The organism is Saccharopolyspora elongata (assembly GCF_004348985.1).
Taxonomy (GTDB): domain Bacteria; phylum Actinomycetota; class Actinomycetes; order Mycobacteriales; family Pseudonocardiaceae; genus Saccharopolyspora; species Saccharopolyspora elongata.
Genome location: NZ_SMKW01000073.1, coordinates 23,464 through 47,010 on the forward strand (window position 1 = coordinate 23,464; position 23,547 = coordinate 47,010).

Here is a 23,547-nt window from a genome sequence, read left to right on the forward strand (position 1 = left end):
ATGGCGTGGATGAACGCTGAGTCTGCTGCCGACTACCAGCCGCGGATCTTGCGGCCGTACTCGGTGTCGGGGCGCAGCAGTGCGTCGGCGACCCGCCCGCCGGAGTCCTTCGCGCCGCCGCTGAAGTTGAGGACGCCCTTGGCGTTCGCGCTGGCCGCGACGCCGTCCCAGTACTGGGCCTTGCGTTCCCAGCGCACCGAAGCCAGCAGCCCGAACAGTTCGTCCTCACTCAGCACCTGTTCCGGGGCGGACCATCCGGTGGCTCCGTGGGCTGCGATGCCGATCCCTGCCAGCACGGCCGGCGCCGAGACAACCGACCGCGCCGCGAACTGCGGGTAGAGCTGGGAGATCAGGCCGGACAGCAGCGGGACCAGCCGCCGGGTGGCGTGCTCTGCCGAAACTCCGTCGGGCAGTGCGTTTTCCCGCTGGGTGGCCGAAGTCAGTTCCAGCCCACGCCGACCGTGCAGCGCGGTGGTCACCAGGACTCGCAGCGCGGAGAGCGTGACGACCTCGGGGCCGCTCGCCTTGAGCTGGCGACCGCGGGTTTCGACGAGCTTGGTGAACGGGACGATCTCGCCGTGCTGCTCGACTTTGACCGAGTCGGCGACGCGTCGGGCGAGTTGAGTGGCGAAGTCGCGCTGGTCCATCGACATCGCCAGGTTCTTGGCGACGGAGACGCCTTCGACGTTGCGGTCGTAGAAGATCTGCCGCGCGTCGTCGACGTTCAGGCCCCAGTACAGCTCGAACGGCACGCGAATCGCCGCGAGCGCGTCGTGGGTCAGGCCGAAACGCGCCGGGTCGTCGTAGAGCTCGTGCCAGGCCGTGACCTGCGTTTCGCCGTCGACGGCCACTACGGCGGAACCGGGTGTCACGGAGATCGTGCGGATGGAGGTGCCGGGCACCAGCTCGTCGCTGATCGATCCGAGCTGGTCGGCGAGCCACAGGGTGACCGGCGGCGTCGACCACCCCGAGCCGTGCATCCCCTTCAAGCCGGCGGCCATGTAATCGGCGTACGGGACGACGTTCTTCCCCTTGCTGGTCGTCTTGATCATGCGCTGGACCAGGCCCCGGATTTCGGCGTGCCGCCGCTGCAAACCGGAGGCGTACTGCAGCGCGCGCTTGTTCTCCTGGTTCTTCGGCGAGGGCACGAGCTGCAACAGCGTGGGCAGCCCCATGGTGCCGATCACGGCGTCGGACCGGAACGGCATGACGGTCAGCCGGATGCCTTCAACCTCGGGAGTCGGCATGGGAAAGGACACGACAAAACCTCCTGAACATCGGGTGGGGTGGCTGGGTGCTTGGTGGTCGCACCATCGGGCAGTCGATCGCCTGCAGCCGCTGAAAGCACAATCAGAGAATCATGAATTGAAAGCAGTGTCAAACATGTTTACAAGCTCGGGCAGTGCTGTATGGTCAGAGGCGTGCAAACACGCTCTCTCGACAGGACGCTGTGATGCCCAGGTCAGCTGCGCAGGTGACTGCCGCGGAGATCTCCCGCTTGGCGGGGGTTACGCGCGCCACGGTGAGTAACTGGCGGCGACGACATGCGGATTTCCCGGCGCCAACCGGCGGGACCGAGACCAGTCCGGCCTACGACCTTGACGCCGTGCGTTCTTGGCTGGCGGCGCGAAACCAGCTCCCGGCGGCTTCGCCGGTAGGCGAGCTGCGCATCGTTCTTCGTGCGGACGCAGGCGGCGGTGAGCCACTGGCACTCCGTCTGCTGCCTCTTGTGCCGCCGATCGTGCGGCTTGGCGATCAAGCGGTGAAAGCTCTTGCGGAGATGCCGGATGCCGACCTGCCCGGAGCTCTAGCGGGATCCGTCGGAGAGCAGGTGTCTGGGGTGCCGGGCGTCGGTGAGCAGGCAGTGAAGTCTTTCCCGCCTGTCGTGTTGCGCGCGCTGTTGCGGTGCATGGCTGAAGGCGGCGCAGCTGCAACGCTGGATGTTCTGGCTGAGCAACTAGCCGACGACACGGCCGCCGGAGCCTATTCGACACCACAGCCGTTGGCTGATCTGATGGCGGCGTTGCTGCTACGGACACCATCGCGGGTGCTCGACCCGGCCTGCGGTGCCGGAGGACTACTCTCCGCCGCGGCGCGCAGGGGTGCAAAAAGACTGTTTGGTCAGGATGTGCTGGGGACACAGGCTGCGTTGGCCTCGATCCGGGCCGCGCTGCCCGATGTCGAGGCAACGATCAAGGTTGGGGACAGCCTTCGTGGTGACGCGTTCCCCGGGTCGAAGGCGGACGCGGTCCTGTGCAACCCGCCGTATGGCCAGCGTGACTGGGGGCATGACGATCTTTCCTATGACCCGCGGTGGGAGTACGGCCTGCCGCCCAAGACTGAGTCGGAGCTGGCGTGGGTGCAGCATTGCCTGGCGCATCTCGCCTCGGATGGGCGGGCCGTTGTGCTGATGCCGCCAGGAGCCGCCGAACGTGCTGGTGGACGTCGTATCAGGAGCGAGTTGATTCGAAGGGGAGCGCTGCGCGGTGTCGTTGCATTGCCGCCTGGCGTTGCGCCACCATTGCATATCGGTTTGCACCTCTGGCTGCTGGCGGCACCCGATGGGTCGCGGAGCGAACCTCAGCCGGTTCTGTTCCTGGATGCGGCAGGATTCGCGGGCGCTTCTGACTCGGGGGCGACTTCGTCCAGGCGATCACGTGCTGCGAGTTCGCGTGATCTGGACTGGTCGGCGATGTCTGCGCAGATCGTTGGTCTGTGGCGGGCTTTCGATGATGATCCGGAGCGTTTCGAGTCCGTCTCTGGGGTTGCTCGTAGTCAGTCCATCGTCGACCTTCTTGACCAGACGGTCGATATCACTCCGGCCCGTCATGTCCGCGCCGCGTCGGCGCCTGTCGACCCATCGCAGCAGGAGGCATTGGGTAGGGAGCTGCGCGCGCAGTTGCAGCAGGCCGGTAGCACCTTGGTTTCCTTGAGTAGCGGGCAGGAATGGCCGCCGGCCGGAGCTGAACCGTTGACCTGGCGCACGGCGACGGTGGCCGACTTGTTGCGCGGCGGCGCGGTTGTCCTGCACCGCGCAGCGGTGTCGCGGGTGACTGGTGTCGACGAGGCTCAAGAGCAGAACGCCGCGCCACTGTTGACCTTGTCCGACGTGTGGGGAGACGTTTCCGCTTCGGGTTCGTTGCGGGAGAAACCACTAGCCGAACATGTGCGAATCGAATGCGGGGACGTCATCATGCCGGAGACACTGAACGGCATGAAGGCGGTTCCGGCTCGGGTGGCGGATCATGACGACGCCGGGTGTCTGCTCGGCCCGCACCTACTTCTGCTGCGGCCGGACCCGGAGCGGCTGGACTCGTGGTTCCTCGCGGGCTTTTTGGCCGCGGAGGACAACATCCACAGCGCGACCACCGGAGCGTCGATCATCCGCCTAGACGTCAAGCGGCTACGCGTTCCGCTTATGCCGCTGGAGCAGCAACAGGATTACGGCAGGGCGTTCCAGCACTTGCACGCGATACGTAAGTCGGCTCGACTGGCGACACAACTTGCGGACGAGACGGCTCGGCAGTTGGCGGTAGGGCTCACCGGCGGCGCGTTGCTGCCGCCCACCGGGCCACCAGGCTGAACCTGGCCCGGTAAAGCGCGTTTCTACAGTTCAGGCAGAATTTATTTCTTCAGTTCAGATGATGGCCAAGGGGAATCGTTGAACACGAACAAGCACACGGAGCTGGCGAATCACGCCTGGTCAGTCGCCGACCTGCTGCGCGGCGACTACAAGCGGTCCGACTACGGCAAGGTGATCCTGCCGTTCACGGTGCTGCGCCGGCTCGAATGCGTCCTGAAGCCGACCCGGGAAAAGGTCCTGCAGGAGGTCGAACGCCTCAAGGGGCTGGACATCGACACCGATACGTTCCTGCGTAAGGCGTCCGGCCACAGCTTCTACAACAAGAGCAGCTACACCCTGAAGGCCATCGCCAACGACCCCACGCACGCGGCGACTTACCTCAACCACTACATCGGCGCTTTCTCGCAGAACGCCCAGGAAGTCCTGGAGAAGTACGAGTTCCGGCAGCACATCAGGCGTCTCGACGGTGCTAACCTGCTTTACCAGGTTGTCGGGCGGTTCGCGGATCTGGATGTGCGCCCGGAGGTCGTTTCCAACCACCAGATGGGCTACATCTTCGAGGAGCTGATCCGGCGGTTCGCCGAGCAGTCGAACGAGACCGCCGGTGAGCACTTCACACCGCGCGAGGTCATCGAACTGATGGTGAACCTGCTCATCGCCCCGGACGATGACGCACTCACCGTGCCTGGAATCGTGCGCAAGGTTCTCGACCCGGCCTGCGGCACCGGCGGCATGCTCAGCGCCGCACACGAGCACATCACCGGCCTTAACCCGGACGCCACGGTCGAGGTGTACGGGCAGGAGCTGAATCCGGAGTCGTGGGCTATCTGCCGGTCTGACCTGATGATCAAGGGGCAGGACCCGGACAACATCAAGTTCGGCAACTCCTTCAGCGACGACGGGCACTACCGGGGACGCTTCGACTACCTGCTGGCGAATCCGCCGTTCGGCGTGGAGTGGAAGAAGGTCAAGGACGAGGTCGAGAACGACCTGAAGACGTTGGCAGAGAACAGCCGGTTCTGGCCGGCCCTGCCGCGGATCAACGACGGCTCGCTGCTGTTCCTGCAGCACATGCTGTCGAAGATGAAGCCGGTCGACGAGAATGGCGACGGCGGGAGCCGGGTGGCGATCGTCTTCAACGGTTCGCCGCTGTTCACCGGTGCCGCCGGGTCCGGCGAGTCGCAGATTCGCCAGTGGATCCTGGAGAACGACTGGCTGGAAGGCATCATCGCGCTGCCCGACCAGCTCTTCTACAACACCGGGATCTCCACGTACTTCTGGGTCCTGACCAACCGCAAGAGCAAGGACTACCGGGGCAAGGTGGTTCTCCTCGACGCGCGCGAGTACTGGCAGAAGATGCGCAAGTCGTTGGGGGACAAGCGGAAGCGCATCGGTGAGGACCAGATCGCGGAGATCACGCGGTTGTATGCGGACGCGGTGGAGGTTGCGCAGAACGAGGACCACGAGCTGCACAGCAAGGTCAAGATCTTCCGTAACGAGGACTTCGGCTATCACCGGATCACGGTGGAGCGCCCGCTGAAGCTCCGCTTCGAGATGACCGAGGAAGCCCTCGCTGCCCTGGCCGTGGCCAAGCCGATCCAGAAGCTCGACAACGCCGAGGAGTTCGTTGCAGCGCTGCGTCCGCTGATCGGCAAGACGTGGAAGAAGAAGTCCGAAGCCTGGCTGGAGATGAACGACACCGTCATCGCCGCAGGCCTGCTGTGGCCAACAGGTGCGCCGTTCAACAAGGCGCTTCGCGACGCCGTGGGTGTCCGTGATCCCGAGGGTGAGGTGCAGAAGGTCAAGGGAGCGCCAGAGCCGGACGCGGAGCTGCGCGACTATGAGAACGTCCCGCTCGACGAGGACATCGACGCCTACCTTGAACGCGAGGTCCTGCCCCACGTCCCCGACGCCTGGATCGACCACGAAAAGACCAAGGTTGGTTACGAGATCCCATTCACTCGGCACTTCTACGTCTACCAGCGGCCAAGGCCGTTGTCGGAAATTGATGCGGAGTTGAAGGACTTGGAATCTCAGATCCAGAAGCTCCTCGGCGAGGTAACGAAATGAAGTCGTACAGGATTAAGGACGTTGTTCATGTAAATCGGCTTGTCTTGTCGGAAAATACGAGTCCGAACTTTCGTTTCCGATACATTGATATTGGGTCGGTTAATGATCGCGGGCAGATAGATATTCCGGCCGACGATATTTCCTTTGAAAGCGCTCCATCCAGGGCGCGTAGAATCGCGCCCTTTGGTGCGGTCGTTGTGTCGACGGTCCGCACCTACCTTCGTGCGATTGCTACCGTGCCGCGGGCCAGTGATCCGCTCGTCTTTTCAACGGGATTTGCTGCGCTCGAGGCTGGGCCTGAACTGGATCCTAGGTTCCTTGCTTACTACTGCAGGTCGCATAGGTTTATTGATGAAGTTGTATCTAGATCGGTTGGTGTGAGTTATCCCGCGGTCAATTCAAGCGATATCGAAGCAATTCCAATTCCAGTGCCTCCGCTCGAGGAGCAGCGCCGCGTCGCCGATTTTCTCGATGCCGAAACCGCCCGAATCGATCTCCTTGTGGACCATCATTGGAAACTACTGAGTCTTGTTGGCTTGCGGGAAAAGGCCACGATTCGGGACGTTCTGCAGGTGCATGATCAAGGAGATATAAGGGGTGAATTCAAGGGGAGGATACCTTGGCTCGGCAGTACTCCTGCGCACTGGGGGGCAGCGCCGTTGCGCTATATTTCCCGAATTCAGCGAGGAGCTTCTCCGCGCCCGATTGACGATCCTGTCTATTTTGACGAAAACGGATCGTATTCGTGGGTGCGTATTTCTGATGTTACGTCTAGTGGTAAGTATCTTACGCGGACCGATCAGAAATTATCCTCGCTGGGCGAATCGCTTTCGGTCAAGCTTGAACCGGGAGAACTTTTTGTGAGTATCGCTGCATCCGTAGGAAAGCCGGTCATTACTAAAATAAGATGCTGCATCCATGACGGTTTTGTTGCAATTCGAGACCCAAAGGTGAATACGGAGTTTTTATATTATATCCTACTCCTGGGGGATGCTTTTGACGGATTGGGAAAATTGGGAACTCAGCTCAATTTGAATACCCATTCCGTGGGTTCAATTGCAATTCCTATTCCGCCCGAGGTGGAGCAGCGAGAAATTGTCGGGGCTCTAAATCGTGAGATGTGCAGTTCTTTGGCGCTCCGGGGCTCTCTGTCGCGCCAAATCGAGCTGCTCGTCGAACGTCATCAGGCGTTGATTACTGCTGCTGTTACTGGTCAGATTGATGTGTCCACTGCGAGCGGGCGTGGGATTGAGGAGTAGTGTGCTATGAGTCCTGTTCACCATGAATCCGTTTTCGGGGACGCCATTGTCGAATCGATGCGCGCCAACGGCTGGGAGCTTGGCGCCGCCAGCGACTACGTCGCCGATATTGGGATGGACACCGCGCAGTTGTTCACCTTCATCGGGGCGACGCAGGCCGTGGAGTGGGACGAGCTGCTCAGCCGCTACGGGAACGACGCCGACGCTGCGCAGCGCGGGTTTGCGCGGCGGTTGGATCAGGCGATCAACAACGACGGGGTGCTGGAGGTTCTGCGCAAGGGCGTGAAGGACCAGGGCGTGCGCATCCGGCTCGCCTACTTCAAGCCCTCGCTGGTCACCTCCGACGACGTGCTGGACAACTACCGCGCCAACCGGCTTACCGTGGTCCGGGAGCTCGTGTACGCCACCAAGCAGGCCGACTGGGGTAACCGGCTCGATCTCACCTTGTTCCTCAACGGGATTCCGGTCGCGACCGCGGAGCTGAAGAATCCGCTCACCGGGCAGGGCGCGGAGCACGCCAAGGAGCAGTACCGCTCCGAACGCGACCCCACCGAGCTGATCTTCTCCCGTCGCGTGGTGGCCAACTTTGCGGTCGATCCAGATCTGGTGTTCGTCGCAACCCAGCTGCGCGGTTCGAAAACCCGGTTCCTGCCGTTCAACACCGGATCCAACGGCCCCGGAAAACCTGGCGGCGCGGGCAACCCGGCGGCGGACGCCTACGGCAAGTACGCCACTTCTTACCTGTGGGAGCAGGTCTGGCAGAAGGACAACTGGCTCGACCTGCTGGAACGATTCGTCCACGTCCACAAGGAAAAGAGCGCGAAGGGCCGCTCCAAGAAGACGATAGTCTTCCCGCGATACCACCAGTGGGATGTCGTCAAGAAGCTCTCCGCGCACGTCGCACGACACGGGGCCGGGCACAACTACCTCGTCATGGCCTCCGCCGGTTCCGGCAAATCCAACACCATCGGTTGGCTGGCGCATCGGCTGTCGTCGCTGCACACGCCCACGGACCGTCGCGAACTCGACCCGGAAGCCGCCGCCAACGGCCTCAAGCCGGGCACCCCGGTGTTCGACAAGGTCGTCATCATCACCGACCGGCGGAACCTGGATTCGCAGCTCCGCGAAACCGTGGGCAGCTTCGAGCAGACCGCCGGTCTCGTCGTGAAGATCGACGAGAAGTACGGAGCGAAGTCCGAGCAGCTGGCGAGAGCACTGTCCCAGGAAACCGGCAAGATCGTCACAGTCACGCTGCACACGTTCCCCGCCCTGCTCGACTACCTGAAGCGCAACCCCACGGAGATCAAGGGAAGCCGGTTCGCGATCGTCGTGGACGAGGCGCACTCTTCGCAGTCCGGTGACGCGGCGAAGGATGTCCGCAAGGCACTGCGCAACCTGGGGCTTGACGCTGACGACGACTCCGGTGAGCCGGGGGCCGTCGAAGTCGAGACCGACGAGAGCCTCGACGCCAAGCTTGAGAAGAGCGCCGCCGACCGGGGCCAGAGCGCCAATCTGTCCTACTTCGCGTTCACCGCCACGCCGAAGTCGAAGACGCTCGAAACCTTCGGCATCCTCACCGAAGTCGAAGGCAAGGCCACCCACGTCCCGTTCCACACCTACTCGATGCGCCAGGCCATCGAGGAAGGCTTCATCCTCGACCCGCTGCGCAACTACGTCACCTACAACACGTACTGGAAGCTGGTCAACAAGAACCCGGACGAACGGGAAGTCGACCAGGCCAAGGCCAACGTGCTGCTCGCGCGGGCGGCGATCACCCACGACTCCACCGTGGCCCAGCACGCGCAGGTCATCGTCGAGCACTTCCGCACGCATACCGCCGGCCGCCTGGGCGGCCGGGCCAAGGCGATGGTCGTGACCGCCTCCAGGATGAGCGCAGTGCAGATGGCCCGGGCCATCAAGAGTTACATCAAGGACCTTGAGTACCGCAACATCGGGGTCCTGGTGGCCTTCTCCGGGAAGCTCACGTATGACGGCAAGGAGACTACAGAGTCCAAAGAGAACAATAAGCTGCCGGAAAGCGCGCTGCCGAAGGCGTTCGCCTACACGAAGGCCGACGACAAGACGACGAAGACCGTGGGCGCCGGCCAGCCGGAGTACCGGATTCTCGTGGTGGCGGAGAAGTACCAGACCGGCTTCGACCAGCCGCTGCTCACCACGATGTACGTAAACAAGAAGCTCCGCGGCATCTCGGCGGTGCAGACGCTGTCGCGGCTCAACCGCACCGCGGACCGCAAGAGCCAGGCAGACCTCGCCGTGATCGACTTTGTGAACGATGCGGAGGACATCCAGGAGTCCTTCCGGCCGTTCTTCGAAGAAGCCATGACACTGCCTTCCGACCCCAATTTGCTCTACAACGCGCAGAGCAGGGTCATGGGCCCGCCGATCCTCGTCGAGGACGAGATGCGGGCATTCGCCGAAGCCTTCCTGACGGCGGAGGACATGGCAGGAGGTAGCGCGGCGAAGCGGGAGAAGCTGCACGCCGAGCTGTATCGGCACCTCGAACCCGCGGTCAAGCGGTTCACCGAACTCTTCGAGCACGAGGACGAGGAAGAACGCGAAACCGCCGAGACCTTCCGGTCCGACCTCAAGGACTACGTCCGCAAGTACGGGTTCCTGTCGCAGATCGTGCCCTACCGCGACGCGGAGCTCGAACAGCTCTACCTCTTCGGACGGCACCTGCTCAACAAGTTGCCCAAGCGCAACGACGGTGGCGTCGACATCGGGGAAGTGGACCTGAGCCACCTGCGGGTCGAGCAGACCGGCGAGTTCGACCTCAGCTTGGTTCCTGAGGGGCCGGCCATGATCAGGGGCCTCGGGGACGGATCTGGGGGCGCGAAGGAACCGGACAAGTCACTGCTGTCGGAACTCATCGAGCGGTTCAACGAGAAGCACGGCACGGAATTCACCGAAACAGACGTCATCAAGCCGTTCGAGGAGACCGTCGCGCACCCGAAGGTCCGCATGGCCGCGGTCGCCAACAACGACGAGGAGAACTTCGGAGTCGTCTTCGACGACGTCTTCGAGGACAAGATGGCCGAACACATCGACACCATCGCCGACCTCGGGCGACAGTACTTCGGTTCGGAGAAGACCTTCAAGAACTCGCTGAACCGAAGCTGCCGCAGTGCCGCGTGGCGATTGATCCGCCGCCAGGAGGGCATCGTCGAGGACTAACGCTGAACGGTCCTGGATATGAATCCGGCGGGGTGTGTCCAGTCGCCCCGCCGGATTCATCGGTTTCAGTGGACAGGAGATCACCCCACCGGCACCATTAGTTGCGGACAGTGACGAGGCTAGGGGGCTGAGGAAAGGTGCAGGCTGACGCGGTCGCAGGCCGTTACGAGTTGATCGAGGAAATCAGCTCCGGGGGAATGGGGACGGTCTGGCGCGGATTCGATGCGGTGCTGGACCGGGAGGTGGCGGTCAAGCTGATCCGTCCCGACGCGATCGTCTCCGCAGCTCAGGCCGAGGAATTCGCCCTGCGGTTCCGTCGCGAGGCACGCGTCACCGCTCGGATCCAGCACCACGGTGTGCCGCAGGTCTATGACGCGGTCCTTGATCGCTCGTACGAACAGCTCTACCTGGTGATGGAGCTGGTCCACGGAACCTCGCTGCGGGCATTCATCGACCCGGGACAGCCGCTGCCGGTCAGTTGGGCCGCTGCATTTGCCGCGCAGATCTCCACAGTCCTCTCGTATGCCCACGCGGTGCCGGTGATCCACCGCGACCTCAAACCCGACAACGTCCTGGTCACGGCCGAGGGTGGCGTGAAGGTCCTGGACTTCGGGATCGCCGCGATCCTGCGTACAGACGTCACCCGCATTACGGCGACCGGCTCGTCGCTCGGCACGAGCCAGTACATGCCGCCGGAACAGGTCCAGGGCGCCACGGTGACCCCGCATAGCGATCTCTATGCCCTGGGGTGCGTGCTGCACGAGCTTCTCTGCGGCAGTCCTGTTTTCGACGGCGACACCGACTTCACGCGAATGAACCAGCAGGTATACGACGCACCAAAGCCACTCCGGGAGATCCGCCCGGACATTCCGGCGGAACTGGAACGGCTGGTGCTGGACCTCCTGGCTAAGATCCCCGAGCAACGGCCTGCCGACGCTTATGCCGTGTACGAGAGGTTGGTGCCCTTCCTCCCCGCGCCAGGCTCCCCGCCGGAACCTTCGAGCACTGTGCCAAGTGACGGGCCGGACCCGACACTGATGTTCCGACGGCCAAATGCGCCGCGTCGCCGTGCGGACACGGCACCCGTACTAGAACGCTTCACGCCCGATCTGCATGCTTCCGTGCCGTCCCTGGCTCCCGATACCGGGCTGAGGAATTCCATCAAAGCCGCGATTTCCCGGTCCGATGAACTGCTCGACGAGGATCGCTTCGCGCAGGCGGCCGAGGTGCTCGAAATCGTCATCGCTCCTGCAGGCGAGGCACAAGGCGCGGAGAGTTCGCAGGTGCTGTCGCTGCGGGCACGACGTGCGGCGATCCTGGTCATCGGTGGGGACTATCGCCGCGCGTTGCCGGAGTTCGACGCCCTGGCAGCCGCCTACACCCGCACAACGGGGCCGAGCAGGGAGGACGCCCTCGAATGCCTTCAGCAAGCCGCCTTCTGCCGCGCCGAACTCGGCCAAGCTACTGCCGCATTGCGGCAGTTCCAGGACGTGTTGGGGCGGGTTAAGCGGGTGAAGGGGGATGCATCCGAGGCTGCGCTTGAGGTTCGCCGGCACATCGGGGTGCTGCTCCTATCCGAAGGCAAGGTCAGGGAGGCCCTGGACATCCTTCAGCCGCTCTATGACGATCTCTGCCTCGTGCAGGGCAAGAACCATGAGAGCACCCAGGAGGTGGGGGAGATCCTCGCGCGGGTTCGGCTGGCTGGAGGGGCCGGCGGGGAAGCCGGACAGGCTTCATGACTTGCGGCACCTGGGGGCTTTCCGATCACCTTCGGCCGAGACGTGGCTTCCGTCGCTGTTGGTAACGGGTATGTCCGGTTTGCCGACTTAACGTGCAGTGACGTCGACGTGCTGCCATCTGGGGGAGTGCGTTGCCTATTCCGATTGCGAGCGCAATGAGCCATTCGGTCTTCCACTCGTCCAGCGGTGAGAACGAGCGGTTGGCGGTCGAGCTGTTGCATCCACCCGCGATGTACTACGCGTTGGTGCACAACAGAGTTCCGGTGGTGCACCACCTCCGGGTCGAGAACCCCGGCGACGTCGCGATCGAACACGCCGAGGTCACGCTGGAGCTCACCGGGCCGGACGGGCCGCTCGCCGAGCCGTGGACCCGGGCCGCGACCATGAACGCGGTATACGCCGCGGAAGATCGGGTTCAAACCCTCGCCGAGGACCTCGTGGCGCACTGGGAGAAGCGCCGCGAGCTGATGCGACCGCACATCGGCGGACCAGGCAAGGCGATGGTCGTCTGCGCGACCCGTGAACATCTGCGTGCAGCTGTTCGACGTTCTGGCCGAGCTGCGCCCTGACTGGGGTGACAAAGCCGTCGACAAGGGCACGATAAAGATCGTCTTCCGCCCCGGTCCGGAGGACAAGGAACACCTGCGCAAGCACGCACTTCGGCCATCGGAGCTGCGCACGGTACAGGCCCGTGCCAAGGACCCCGACGACGAGCTGGAACTAATCATCGTGCACTCGATGTTGCTCCCCGGCGTCAAGATCTGGAGGAATGGCGCTCCGACATCGCCTTCTTCGTTGAAGTGCGGGCCTGGATGGTCAAACTCGACCCAAGCCAAGAGCTCCGCCCGATCACGATCAGGCGGAGCTCTTGGCGTATTCAGTCAGCGCAGGTCGTGCTTCCCGGTCTTCACGTCGCGCAGGAAGGCTGACCACGCCGTGGCTGTGAAAGGGGAAGCCGAACGAGACGACGAGCAGGACCGCGCAATAGTGCGGCCTCTCTTGGCCATCTGGACCGCAGTTCCCCGACTGCGACCCTGATGACCAGCCCACTGGGCGGCACCACTTCCGTACTTAGTCCCAGCCAGTCCCCAAAGCCGGGCCGGTGCAGCTGCCGCCCCGACCACTGCAGCGGCCCACCCCTGTGGCCGGGCGGCTTCCCCTCCCGCGCGGGCCACCGGCCTGTACGCCTCGGGTTCGTGTATGGCGCTCCTGCTGATTGGTGCCCTCGCCGGCTACGTCTGGGGTCCGGAAATCTCCAACCGAGGACTCACCGACAACTGAGCCCGGCATGAAGCAGGGGGTGGCCGGAGCGCCAGCCCGGCCACCCCCTGTTGCGGTTGGGGAGCGATCGCGATCCTGGGCGAAACCAGCGGTGATCACTGAGGGTGTTGATTCGATTTCTTACGGAAGCTGTTGTGCTGATTGGAACTTCGGGGAGCGACGTATTGGAAACTTACTTCGGATGCCGTATAAAGTTACGCATGTCCGAGGTCAACGAGCGTTCGGCGCCCACCGGGAACGAGGCGCTGCGCCGCATCCGCACCGATGCGGTGCTGGCTGCGCTTCGCGAGCACGGCCCCGTTTCCCGCACCGAGCTCGCCGGGCTGACCGGGTACCGGCCTTCTTCGCTGACCGAGATCGTGCGCGAGCTGATCGCCTCCGGGCACGTCCTCGAGGCCGGTGCCGGCGACTCCTCCGGCGGCCGTCGGCCGCGGATGCTGGAGTTCAACCCGGCCGCCGAATCGCTGATCGCCGTTTCCCTGGAGGGGGAGCAGGCGCGCGTTTCCGTGGTCGACCTGGCCGGTGAGCTGCTCGGCGCGCACAGCCGCGCCGTTGATCCGCACGAGCCGCTGGACGGGTTGGTCGCCCTCATCGACCAGGCGCTGAAGGAACATCCGCGGCCTCGGCCCGGGCGCGTGGTGTTCTCGCTCCCCGGCGTCGCCACCGCGGAGGGCGCCGTGACGCTCTCGCCCGTGCTGGAGGCGCTCGGCGGGCGGTCGCTCACCGACGCGCTGACCGAGCGGGTCGGGCTGCCCGTGCAGGTTTCCAACGACGTCAACCTCATCGCGCTGGGGGAGCGCGAGCGGGGTGCCGCCGCCGACGTCGACGACCTGGTGCTGATCTACGTCGGTTACGGCATCGGCGCCGCCGTGGTCTCCGGCGGCACGCTCTGCCGGGGCGCCGCCGGGTTCGCCGGTGAGATCGGCTTCCTGCCCGCCGGGCTGCCGCCCACGCCGCACACCGGCGGGCGCGGCGAGTTCGAGCGGCGCTGGAGCGTACCGGGAATCCGGCAGGCGCTGTCCGAAATGGACGGTGACTCGACCGGTGCGCCGGTCGCCGAGCTGGCCGCCCGGGCCGGTGAGCCCGCCGTCGCCGCGCTGCGCAGGCAGGTCATCGAGGCCTGGGCCTACGCCGCCATCGTCTGCGCGTGCGTGGTCAACCCGGCGCGCGTGGTCTTCGCCGGTGCCGCGACCGAACTCGGTCCGGACGGGCTCGCCGAACTCGCCGAGCTGGTCGGTTCGGCGGCACCGTCCGCACCCGAGGTCGTGTTCGCCGAACTGGGCGCGCAGGCGCTGCACATCGGCGCCGTTTCCCCGTCCCTGATGTCCCCCGCTGCGAACACCACGCAGCCCTCGCGCGAAGGGTAGCCATGCGCAGAATCCTCTCCATCGTCGCCGGCGTGCTGATGCTCGCCGGTGTGACCGCCGGCTGCGGTCTGACCCCCGCCGGCGGCGACTCCGGCCTCACCATCTACACCGCCCGCGACAAGGCGCTCGCCGAGAGCGTGGTCAAGGACTTCGAGGCCGCCTACCCCGAATACCAGGGCAAGGTCCGGATCCTGACGCTCGGCGCGCAGGAGGCCTCCGAGCGGGTGTCCGCCGAGAAGGGCCGCCCGCAGGCAGACGTCTGGTGGGGCGGCTCGCAGCAGCAGTTCACCCAGGCCGCGAACGCCGACCTGCTCGCCCCCGTGCCGGACCAGGTGCGCGACCGCGTTCCGGAGCGCTACCGCGACGCGCAGGGCCGCTGGGTCGGCGAGATGGTGCTCGCCGAGGTCGTCTTCTACAACGACCAGATGCTCACCCCCGAGCAGGCCCCGAAGGACTGGGACGACCTGATCAAGCCGGAGTACCGGGACAAGATCGTCGTCCGCGACGTGGCCGCGTCCGGCACGATGCGCAGCATCTACTCGGCGATGATCACCCGCAACGGCGGCGCGAACCCCGAGCCGGGCTACGAGTGGCTGCGCAAGCTCGACGCCAACACGAAGGTCTACGCGGCCAACCCGACCGACCTGTACCTGCGCATCCAGCGGCAGGAAGCGCCGATCAGCGTGTGGAACCTGCAGGACGTCATGCTGCAGCAGAAGAAGACCGGCGCGCCGTTCAAGCCGGTGGCGACCACCTCCGGCGTCCCGCAGCTGATCGACGGCATCGCCAAGGTCAAGGGCGGCCCCAACGGCGCCGCCGCGGACAAGTTCCTCGACTTCCTGCTCGGCGTCGAGAAGCAGAAGCAGCTGGCCGAGGAGTACTTCCAGATCCCGACCGTCGAGCAGGCCGGGCAGCCGAGCTGGCTGGCGCCGCTGAACCTGCACGAGATGCCGGTCGACTGGAGCCTGGCCGCCGAGAAGGAGACCGAGTGGATCTCCTACTGGAGCGAGCACATCAAGAACAAGAACTAGCGAAGTACCTGTTTCCAGGCTCGTTTTGCGTGGCGGTGCGGGTGGCGGCCCCCTGCGGGAGTTACGGCCGCCGCCTGGACTGTGGGGGCCCCGACTTACGTATGACCAATACGCGGCGTCGGGGCTGTCTTCGCCAGGCGACGTCTGAGAACCCGCGGCGGTGCCAGCTGCGAGGGTGGGCTAAGCGGCTGCGCCGCTTCAAAAAAGCCCGCTGTGCTACTTCCAAAACAGCCGCTATAGCACCCCGAATCACTCACGGGCCGCCTCGGCCGCCGCTTGCAGAGAAGCCCTTCCTCGCCCAGCACGGAGAGTTCAGCATGATCCCCGTTCGCCTCGACCGCGTATGCAAGAGCTACGGCTCTGCCTCGCCGGTCGTGCACGACATCGACGTGACGATCGAATCCGGCGAGTTCTTCACGCTCCTCGGCCCCTCCGGGTGCGGCAAGTCGACCACGCTGCGCATGATCGCCGGGTTCGTCACGCCCACCAGCGGCCGAATCCTGTTCGGCGACCGCGACATCACCGCCACGCCGCCGAACAAGCGGGGCACCGGCATGGTGTTCCAGAACTACGCCCTGTTCCCGCACTACGACGTCGCGCAGAACGTCGCCTACGGGCTGGTCACGCGCAAGGTGGCCAAGACCGAGCGCAACGAGCGGGTCGCCGCCGCGCTCGCCTCGGTGGGGCTCGACGGCTACGCAGACCGGCGGATCGACCAGCTCTCCGGCGGCCAGCAGCAGCGCGTCGCGCTGGCCCGGGCGCTGGTCATCTCGCCCTCGGTGCTGCTCCTCGACGAGCCGCTGTCCAATTTGGACGCCAAGCTGCGCGAGGAGACCCGAGTCGAGATCCGCCGCGCGCAGCGGGAAGCCGGGATCACCAGCGTCTACGTCACGCACGACCAGGCCGAGGCGATGGCGATGAGCGACCGGATCGCCGTGCTCGAATCCGGCAAGCTGCACCAGGTCGGCACCCCGCGCGAGGTCTACCACCAGCCCGCCACCGCCTTCGTGGCCAAGTTCATCGGCGGCAGCAACGTCCTCGATGCCGAGGTCGTCGAGAGCTCCGGCGAGCAGGCCGTGGTGGAGCTGGCGGGCTCCGGGGCGAAGTTCGCCGCCGGTCGTTCGGCGGAGTTCGCGGCCGCCGTGGGCGACAGGGTCGCGGTGTCGGTCCGGCCGGAGCACCTGACGATCACCGAGGCCGGCGAGGGCAGCTTCGACGCCGTCGTGCGCGCGGTGGAGTTCACCGGCGCCACCTGCGAGTACGAGGTCACCGCGGGCGAGCTGGAGCTGTCGGTCGCGGTGCCGGACCGGCCAGGCCTGCCGAAGCCCGGCGACGTCGTCGGGCTTCGCCCCGAGGCTCAGCACGCCTGGCTGGTGCGGCCATGAGCGCCCCGGCGGCGGCGCCGCGGCGCCGCAGGCTGCCCGCCTCCGACGGCGATCGCTTCGTCTACGTGCTGGCCATCCCGGTCGTGCTGGTCCTGCTGTTCCTCGTCGTCATCCCGATGGCGACGACCGCGCTCACCTCGGCGGGCGGGAACGGCCTCGCGGACAACTACGGCAGCCTGTTCGGCGGGTCTTCGGGCCGGGCGCTGCTGCTGTCGCTGGTGAGTTCGCTCGTCTCCGTGTTCTTCTGCGGTGTGCTCGGCACGCTGCTGGCCGTGCTGCTGCACCGCTTCGACTTCCCCGGCCGCCGGGCGCTTTCGGTGTTCGCCGTGCTGCCGATGGCCTTGCCGCCGCTGATCGGCGCCGTGTCGTTCGTGCTCCTCTACAGCGAGAGCGGGATCGTGCCCCGGACGCTGCACGCACTGCTCGGCATCTCGCCCGCGAGCACGTCGGTGAGCGGGCTGGCGGGCGTCGTGCTGGTCCACGCGTTCACCATGTACCCGTACTTCTACCTGTCGGTTTCGGCCGCGCTGGCGGGGCTGGACGGCTCGCTGGAGGAGGCCGCCACCAACCTCGGCGCCGGTCGCGCGCGGGTGTGGCGGACGGTGCTGCTGCCGATGCTCACTCCGGCGCTGGTTTCCGGCGCGCTGCTGACGTTCATGATGTCGATGGCGTCGTTCACCGCGCCGCAGCTCTACAACGTGCAGACGCTGACCATGGAGATCGTGTCTGCGCGCACCTCGGGCAACGCCGCGCTCGCGGCCACCCAGTCGACGGCGCTCTCGGTGGTGTCCATCGCCTTCCTGATGAGCATGCGTTGGTACCAGGGCCGCCGCGTGCACCGCAGCCTGTCGAAGGGCACGCCGAGCGCGCGCCGCGCGCCGGGCTCCGCCGCCGCGAAGTTCGCCGCCGCGCTGGGCAGCCTGCTGCTCACGGTGGTGCTGCTGGCGCCGGTGCTGGTGATCGTGCTCGTGTCGTTCTCGGTGGACGGCGCCTGGACGACGCAGGTGCTGCCGCCCGAGTACACATTGGACAACTACCTGCGGATCTTCGCCGAGCCGCAGAGCCTGCTGCCGATCTCGGTGAGCGTGCAGACCGCGCTGCTGGCCACCCTGGCCGCGATCGTCATCGGGGCGGCGGCCTCGTGGGTCGTCGCCCGCTGGAAGGGCCCGGGCCGCGGCGCGCTGGACGTGATCATCATGCTGCCGTGGGCCCTGCCTGGCACGGTCATCGGCGTGAACCTGGTGACGGCGTTCAACGAACCCGGCGTCGGCAACCTGGGCCTGACGCTGGTCGGGACGCTGTGGATCCTGCCGGTCGCCTACTTCGTCCGGTTCGTGCCGCTGGTGTTCCGCTCGACCAGCGCCTCCCTGGAGCAGCTCGACCCGTCGCTGGAGGAGGCGGCGCGCAACCTCGGCGCCGGTCCGCTGCGGGTCCTGCGCACGGTCACGCTGCCGCTGGTGCTGCGCGGCGTGCTCGCCGGCGCGCTGCTGGCCTTCGTGGACGGCGTCGGCGAGTACGTCGCCTCGGTGGTGATCTACCCGCCCGGCCTGCCGCCGATGTCGGTGGAGATCTACAACCGCATCTACTCCTCGGAGTTCGGCACGGCGGCCGCCTACGGCGCGCTGCAGATCGTGCTGATCCTGGTCGTCCTCGCGGTGTCGAACCGCCTCGGCCAGGGCCCGCGCCAGAAGCGCTCGCCGACGGTGATCCCCGCCGCGTAGCGCGCCCACGTCCACGACAATCCACAGTGGAAAGAGCTGTTCACATGACCAAGCCTCCGGAACTGTCCAACTACTGGCAGAACCACCTCCGGGTGGCCTTCGAGAAGTCCGCGCCGCAGCTGTACCGGCCGATGCTGGACGCCAGCCTCGCGCACGTGGTGATGCTCGCCGAGCAGGGCCTGCTGCCCGCCGGCCGGGCCCGGCAGCTGCTCGGCGGGCTGCGCGATCTGCTCGCGGCCGACGACGACCGGTTCGCCTTCGACGGCAGCGTCGAGGACGTCTACTACCTCGTCGAGCAGCGGCTCGCCGCCGCGGCCGGCATCCGGCCGTCCGAGCTGGACGTGCAGCTGGCCCGCTCCCGCAACGACCTCGACGCCGGCGTGTTCCGCATGGTGCTGCGGGAGAACGTGCTGGACCAGGCCCGCCAGGCCTGCGCCGCCGCCGAGGCCGCCGCGGCCCAGGCGGACCGCTACGCCGACGTCCTGATCACCGGGTTCACCCACCGCAGGCCCGCCCAGCCGACCACGCTCGGGCACGTGCTGGCCGGCTACGCCGAGGCGCTGCTCAGCCAGGCCGAAGAGCTGCTGTCGGTCTACGACGAGCTCGACGTCAACCCGCTCGGCTCGTGCGCGTTCGCCGGCACCGACCTGCCCATCGCCCCGCCGCGGCTCGCCGAGCTGCTCGGCTTCCGGGAGACCTTCACCTCCAGCTACGAGGCGGTGGCCGGGGCCGAGCACCTGATGCGCACCGCGGCGGTGCAGGCCCGCATCCTGGCCACCGGCGCCCGGATGGCCCGCACGATGCTGGACTGGATGACGTACGGCTGGATCGTCACCCCGGATTCGTACTGCCAGGGCTCCAGCATCATGCCGCAGAAGAAGAACCCGGTGGTGCTGGAGCACATGTGCTCGATGGCCGGCGCGGCGGCGGCCGACCTGGCCGCGACGATGAACAACGTCGGCGCCGCCTGGTACGAGGACTCCAACAACGCCACCACGGACGTCCAGGAGCACCTCTGGCGGGCCGGTGACCGCGCCGTGCGGTTCCTGACGCTGATGCGCGGCCTGCTGGAGGAGCTGAGCCCGCAGAACCCGCCTTCGCCGGAGGACGTCGTGGCCACCGGCGCGACCACCACGGCGATCGCCGAAGCGCTGGCGGGCGCGGGAATCCCCTGGCGGGGCGCGCATTCCGTGGTCGGCGCGCTCGTCCGGCAGGCGCCGCCGGCGGAGTGGACCGCCGCCGTGGTCGCCGCCGCGATCGCCGAAGCCGGACTGGGCACTGTGGACGATTCGGTGGTGGAGGCGGCGCTGGCCGCGGGGCTTCGCCCGCAGCAGGTGCTCGACCGTCCCCAGGACGGCGGCCCCGGCGCCGCGGCGGTGCGCCGCACGGCGGAGCTCGCCTTGGCCCGCGCCCGGGTGCTGGCCAGCGCGTTCGCCGACCGCAGGGCCGCCCTGGGCGAGGCCGGGAGCAAGCTCGACGCGGCCGTGGACGCCGTGCTGGCCGGAGGCCGCGGGTGAGCCATCCAGCTCCCGACGACCGAATCACCGTTGTTGGCAACGTGAACCTCGACGTCCTGGTGGCCGGGGCGGCGGAGCTCCCGCCGCCGGGCACCGAGCAGATCGTGCCGTCGATCGTGCTGCGGCCCGGCGGTTCGGCCGCGAACACCGCGATCGTGCTGGCCCGGCTCGGCAGGCCGACGGTGCTGGCCGGGCGGGTCGGCGACGACGGGACCGCGCGGCTGCTCGCAGACCAGCTGGACATCCCCGGCCTGCGGTTGGAGCTGGCCCAGGTGCCCGGCGAACACACCGGCGTGACCGTCGCCGCCGAGGCGCCGGGCCGGGATCGCGCATTCCTCTCGGCGCTCGGGGCGATGGCCGACCTGGACGCGACCGCCGTGCCCGAGTCGGCGCTGGCGGCCCGGTTCGTGTTGCTGTCCGGCTATTTCCTGCTCCCTGCGCTGCAGGGCGAGGCCGCTCGTGACCTGCTGGCGCAGGCGCGGCAGGCCGGGGCGCGCACCGCGCTGGACACCGGTTGGGATCCGGCCGGCTGGGACGCCGGAACGCGCGCGGAGGTGCTGCGGCTGCTGCGCGAGGTCGACGTGTTCCTGCCCAACGACGACGAGCTGAACGCCCTGCACGGCGATCGGTGCGACGACGAGGTCGCGGCCCGCAGCATCGCCGACGAGACCGGGGCGACCGTCGTGGTCAAGCGCGGCGCACGCGGCGCCCTCGTGGCCAGGCCAGGCCAGCCGCACAGCACCCATCCGGCGCCCGAGGTGCAGGTCCGGGACTCCACCGGCGCCGGCGACGCGTTCAACGCCGGACTGCTGCACCGGCTCGCCGACGGCGCGCCCACCGGCGACGCCGCAGACTACGCCGTCCGGGTCGCAGCGACCGTGATCAGCAGGCCCTCGCACGACCGGGCCTTCGCACTGGAGGACGTGGACCGATGACCGAAGCGGCGCGCGGGATCCCGATCGTCGACTTCCACCTGCACTTCCGGATCGCGCACGACGAGGCGACCAGGGATCTCTCCGGTGGCCAGTTCAGCTGCGCGGACCACGACGAGGCGGCCCAGCGCCGCCGCGCCGAGCAGGTGGCGGAGCAGTCCCGGCGCTGGCGGCGGGCCTGGGACTTCCCCGATCCGCAGCCGGATCCCGAGCGGACCTGGCAGGCGGAGGCGGACATGTGGCTGGCCGAGCTCGACCGCTACGAGATCGCTCACGCGGCGTTCGTCACCGGCTGCGGCGACGAGCGGGTGGCCGAGCTCGTCGCCCGCGCACCGGAGCGGTTCTCCGGGATGGCGAACCTGCGCGACCTCACCGCCCCGGACGCCGCTGAGCGCCTGGCGCGGGCGATCGACGAGTTCGGCCTGCGCGGGCTGAAGCTGTTCGCCCCGCTGTTGCCGCACCGCATCGACGACCCGGCCGCCGACCCGGTGTGGCGGGTGGCAGCCGACCGCGGCATCCCCGTGCTGATCCACTTCGGACACTGCGGCTCCAGCGGGGGAGTGGCGCACAACGCGCACATCGAACCCGCGTGGCTGGAGCCGGTCGCCAAGCGGTTCCCGGGAATCCCGTTCGTGGTCCCGCATTTCGGCGTGCAGCACGTGCAGCAGGTCCTGTTCCTGTGCTGGGCCTGCCCGAACGTGCTGGTGGACACCTCGGGCTCGAACCAGTGGGTGCGCTGGATGCCCTACAAGCTGACGCTGGAGGACCTGTTCCGGCGCTGCTACGAAACGATCGGCCCGGAGCGCATCGTCTTCGGCAGCGACTCCTCCTGGTTCCCGCGCGGCTACTGCCACCGGTACCTGGCCGACCAGCTGCGGGTGTGCCACGAGATGGGCATGCCGGAGCCGGACCTGCGCGCGATCTTCGGCGGCAACGCCGCACGACTGCTGGGGCTTCCCGGCCTCGGGAAGGGAACGGAATGACGACGGAAGCGGGCACCTGGATGGCCGCGGAGATCGCCGAACAACCGCAGGTGCTGGCCGAACTGGCCGGGCGTGCGGGAGAGTTCCGGGCGGTCGCGGAGCAGCTCGCCCGCAGCCGCCCGCGGTTCGTGCTCTTCGCCGCGCGCGGGTCCAGCGACAACGCGGCGCTGTACGGCAAGTACCTGGTCGAGGTGCTGCTCGGGCTGCCTGCTGGATTGGTGTCGCCCTCGACGACCACGCTGTACGGGGCCGAGCCGGACCTGAAGGACGTCGCGCTCGTCGCGGTGAGCCAGAGCGGCGGTTCCCCGGACCTCGTGGAGGTGACCGAGCAGGCGGGAAAGCGCGGGGCGTTCACGGTGGCGGTGACCAACACGCCGGACTCGCCCCTCGGTGCTGCGGCGCAGCACACCCTGGACATCGGGGCGGGGGTGGAGCGTGCGGTCGCGGCGACCAAGACCTATTCCGCGACGCTCCTCGCGCTGCACCTGCTGCTGGCAGGTGGCGGGCCGGACGTCGACCGCATCGGCGAGCTCGCGCAGTCCTGCCTGGACGAGAACGCGGACCGGATCGGCGCGGTGGCGCAGCGGCTGCGCTTCGCCGACCAGGTCGTCACCACGGCACGCGGGTACTCGCTGGCCACCGCGCACGAAGCGGCGCTGAAGCTCGCGGAGACCAGCTACCTGGTCACCCGCGCTTACAGCGGCGCGGACCTGCTGCACGGGCCGATCGCGGCGGTGGGCCAGGAGACGGCGGTGCTGGCGGTGACCGGCACGGGACCGGGCGGCGCGGCGATGGCGGAGCCGCTGGCCCGCCTCGCCGGGCAGGGTGCGGAGGTCCTGAGGGTCGGCCCGCGCGGCGACGCCCAGCTGCGGATCCCGGACCTGCCGGAGGAGCTGTCGCCGGTCGTGGAGGCGCTGCCGCTCCAGCGCCTCGCCTGGGCGCTCGCCACGGCGCGCGGCTACGACCCGGACAGCCCGGCGGGCCTCCGCAAGGTCACCGAAACCCGCTGAGCGCCGGGCCGCACGTCCCGTAGCCAATCGGCCCGACCTCGACCCCGTCAAGCTGGACCGCACGCGTGAGCTGATGATCAAGGCCGTCCGGGACTGCCTGGTCATGGGTTACGAGCCGCTGATCGACGCCGTCGAACTCCCCGACCCCGATGATCGACACGTCTTGGCCGCCGCCATCAAAGCCCGTGCTCAGGTGGTCGTCACCGCCAATCTCAAGGACGCGGGCCTCAACCTCAGCGCCTACACCGCCGAACCCGGCTCGCCTTCGGCGGAGGCGCTCCTGCTCGCCAGCTGGGCGGCCACCGGCACACCGCTGAGACCGTCCTAAGGGTTCCTAACAAAGGGTCTTGATGTGTCGGTAGCAGATGATGCAGGTGGCCAGGCCGAGGAACGCTTCGTGGATGTCGTCGCGGCGTTCCCAGCGGATGCGGAGGCGTCGCATGCCGTGGTACCAGGCGATTGTGCGCTCGACGA

Annotated in this window: 16 protein-coding genes and 1 pseudogene; 15 read left to right on the forward strand and 2 right to left on the reverse strand. The window is 67.2% G+C overall.

Annotated features, from left to right (window positions below; genetic code table 11):
• Positions 1–32: 32 nt before the first annotated feature.
• A complete protein-coding gene (locus E1288_RS36310) occupies positions 33–1,259 on the reverse strand; it encodes a DNA sulfur modification protein DndB (RefSeq protein ID WP_207954749.1) in 1,227 nt (408 codons plus the stop codon).
• A gap of 215 nt (positions 1,260–1,474) precedes the next feature.
• On the opposite strand from E1288_RS36310, the gene E1288_RS36315 reads away from it, so the two are divergent.
• The 15 genes from E1288_RS36315 (at position 1,475) to E1288_RS50190 (ending at position 23,401) form a co-directional block, all read left to right on the forward strand.
• Complete coding sequence (locus E1288_RS36315) at positions 1,475–3,583, forward strand: N-6 DNA methylase (RefSeq protein ID WP_235884061.1); 2,109 nt, start codon at positions 1,475–1,477, stop codon at positions 3,581–3,583.
• 78 nt (positions 3,584–3,661) lie between these two features.
• On the forward strand, positions 3,662–5,653 hold the full coding sequence (locus E1288_RS36320; protein ID WP_132493216.1) for a type I restriction-modification system subunit M: 1,992 nt from the start codon (positions 3,662–3,664) through the stop codon (positions 5,651–5,653).
• A complete protein-coding gene (locus E1288_RS36325; RefSeq protein ID WP_132493217.1) occupies positions 5,650–6,912 on the forward strand; it encodes a restriction endonuclease subunit S in 1,263 nt (420 codons plus the stop codon). The genes E1288_RS36320 and E1288_RS36325 overlap by 4 nt, the downstream gene beginning before the upstream one ends.
• Before the next feature lie 6 nt (positions 6,913–6,918).
• A complete protein-coding gene (locus E1288_RS36330) occupies positions 6,919–10,107 on the forward strand; it encodes a type I restriction endonuclease subunit R (protein WP_132493218.1) in 3,189 nt (1,062 codons plus the stop codon).
• 137 nt (positions 10,108–10,244) lie between these two features.
• Positions 10,245–11,846 carry a serine/threonine-protein kinase gene (locus E1288_RS36335; protein WP_132493219.1) on the forward strand — a complete coding sequence of 534 codons (1,602 nt, stop codon included), beginning with the start codon at positions 10,245–10,247 and terminating at the stop codon, positions 11,844–11,846.
• 155 nt (positions 11,847–12,001) lie between these two features.
• Positions 12,002–12,415 carry a hypothetical protein gene (locus tag E1288_RS48315; protein WP_207954750.1) on the forward strand — a complete coding sequence of 138 codons (414 nt, stop codon included), beginning with the start codon at positions 12,002–12,004 and terminating at the stop codon, positions 12,413–12,415.
• A 912-nt stretch (positions 12,416–13,327) separates the two neighbouring features.
• A complete protein-coding gene (locus E1288_RS36345) occupies positions 13,328–14,494 on the forward strand; it encodes an ROK family transcriptional regulator (protein ID WP_132493220.1) in 1,167 nt (388 codons plus the stop codon).
• Positions 14,495–14,496: 2 nt separating this feature from the next.
• Positions 14,497–15,525, forward strand: coding sequence for an extracellular solute-binding protein (locus E1288_RS36350; protein ID WP_132493221.1), 1,029 nt, complete (start codon positions 14,497–14,499; stop codon positions 15,523–15,525).
• A gap of 317 nt (positions 15,526–15,842) precedes the next feature.
• Positions 15,843–16,910 (forward strand): ABC transporter ATP-binding protein, encoded by a 1,068-nt coding sequence (locus E1288_RS36355; protein ID WP_132493222.1) that lies wholly within the window; start codon positions 15,843–15,845, stop codon positions 16,908–16,910.
• A complete protein-coding gene (locus E1288_RS36360; protein ID WP_132493223.1) occupies positions 16,907–18,631 on the forward strand; it encodes an ABC transporter permease in 1,725 nt (574 codons plus the stop codon). Before E1288_RS36355 ends, E1288_RS36360 begins: the two co-directional genes overlap by 4 nt.
• Before the next feature lie 44 nt (positions 18,632–18,675).
• A complete protein-coding gene (locus tag E1288_RS36365) occupies positions 18,676–20,148 on the forward strand; it encodes a lyase family protein (RefSeq protein ID WP_132493224.1) in 1,473 nt (490 codons plus the stop codon).
• Entirely contained in the window at positions 20,145–21,083 is a 939-nt protein-coding gene (locus E1288_RS36370) for a carbohydrate kinase family protein (protein ID WP_132493225.1), read from the forward strand. Before E1288_RS36365 ends, E1288_RS36370 begins: the two co-directional genes overlap by 4 nt.
• Positions 21,080–22,063 (forward strand): amidohydrolase family protein, encoded by a 984-nt coding sequence (locus E1288_RS36375; protein WP_132493226.1) that lies wholly within the window; start codon positions 21,080–21,082, stop codon positions 22,061–22,063. Before E1288_RS36370 ends, E1288_RS36375 begins: the two co-directional genes overlap by 4 nt.
• Positions 22,060–23,073, forward strand: coding sequence for an SIS domain-containing protein (locus E1288_RS36380; RefSeq protein WP_132493227.1), 1,014 nt, complete (start codon positions 22,060–22,062; stop codon positions 23,071–23,073). Before E1288_RS36375 ends, E1288_RS36380 begins: the two co-directional genes overlap by 4 nt.
• Before the next feature lie 73 nt (positions 23,074–23,146).
• On the forward strand, positions 23,147–23,401 hold the full coding sequence (locus E1288_RS50190; protein ID WP_328592528.1) for a PIN domain-containing protein: 255 nt from the start codon (positions 23,147–23,149) through the stop codon (positions 23,399–23,401).
• Between the two features lie 6 nt (positions 23,402–23,407).
• On the opposite strand, the pseudogene E1288_RS49295 reads toward E1288_RS50190, so the two are convergent.
• Positions 23,408–23,547 (reverse strand): annotated as a pseudogene (locus E1288_RS49295) (IS5/IS1182 family transposase); the annotation flags it as partial.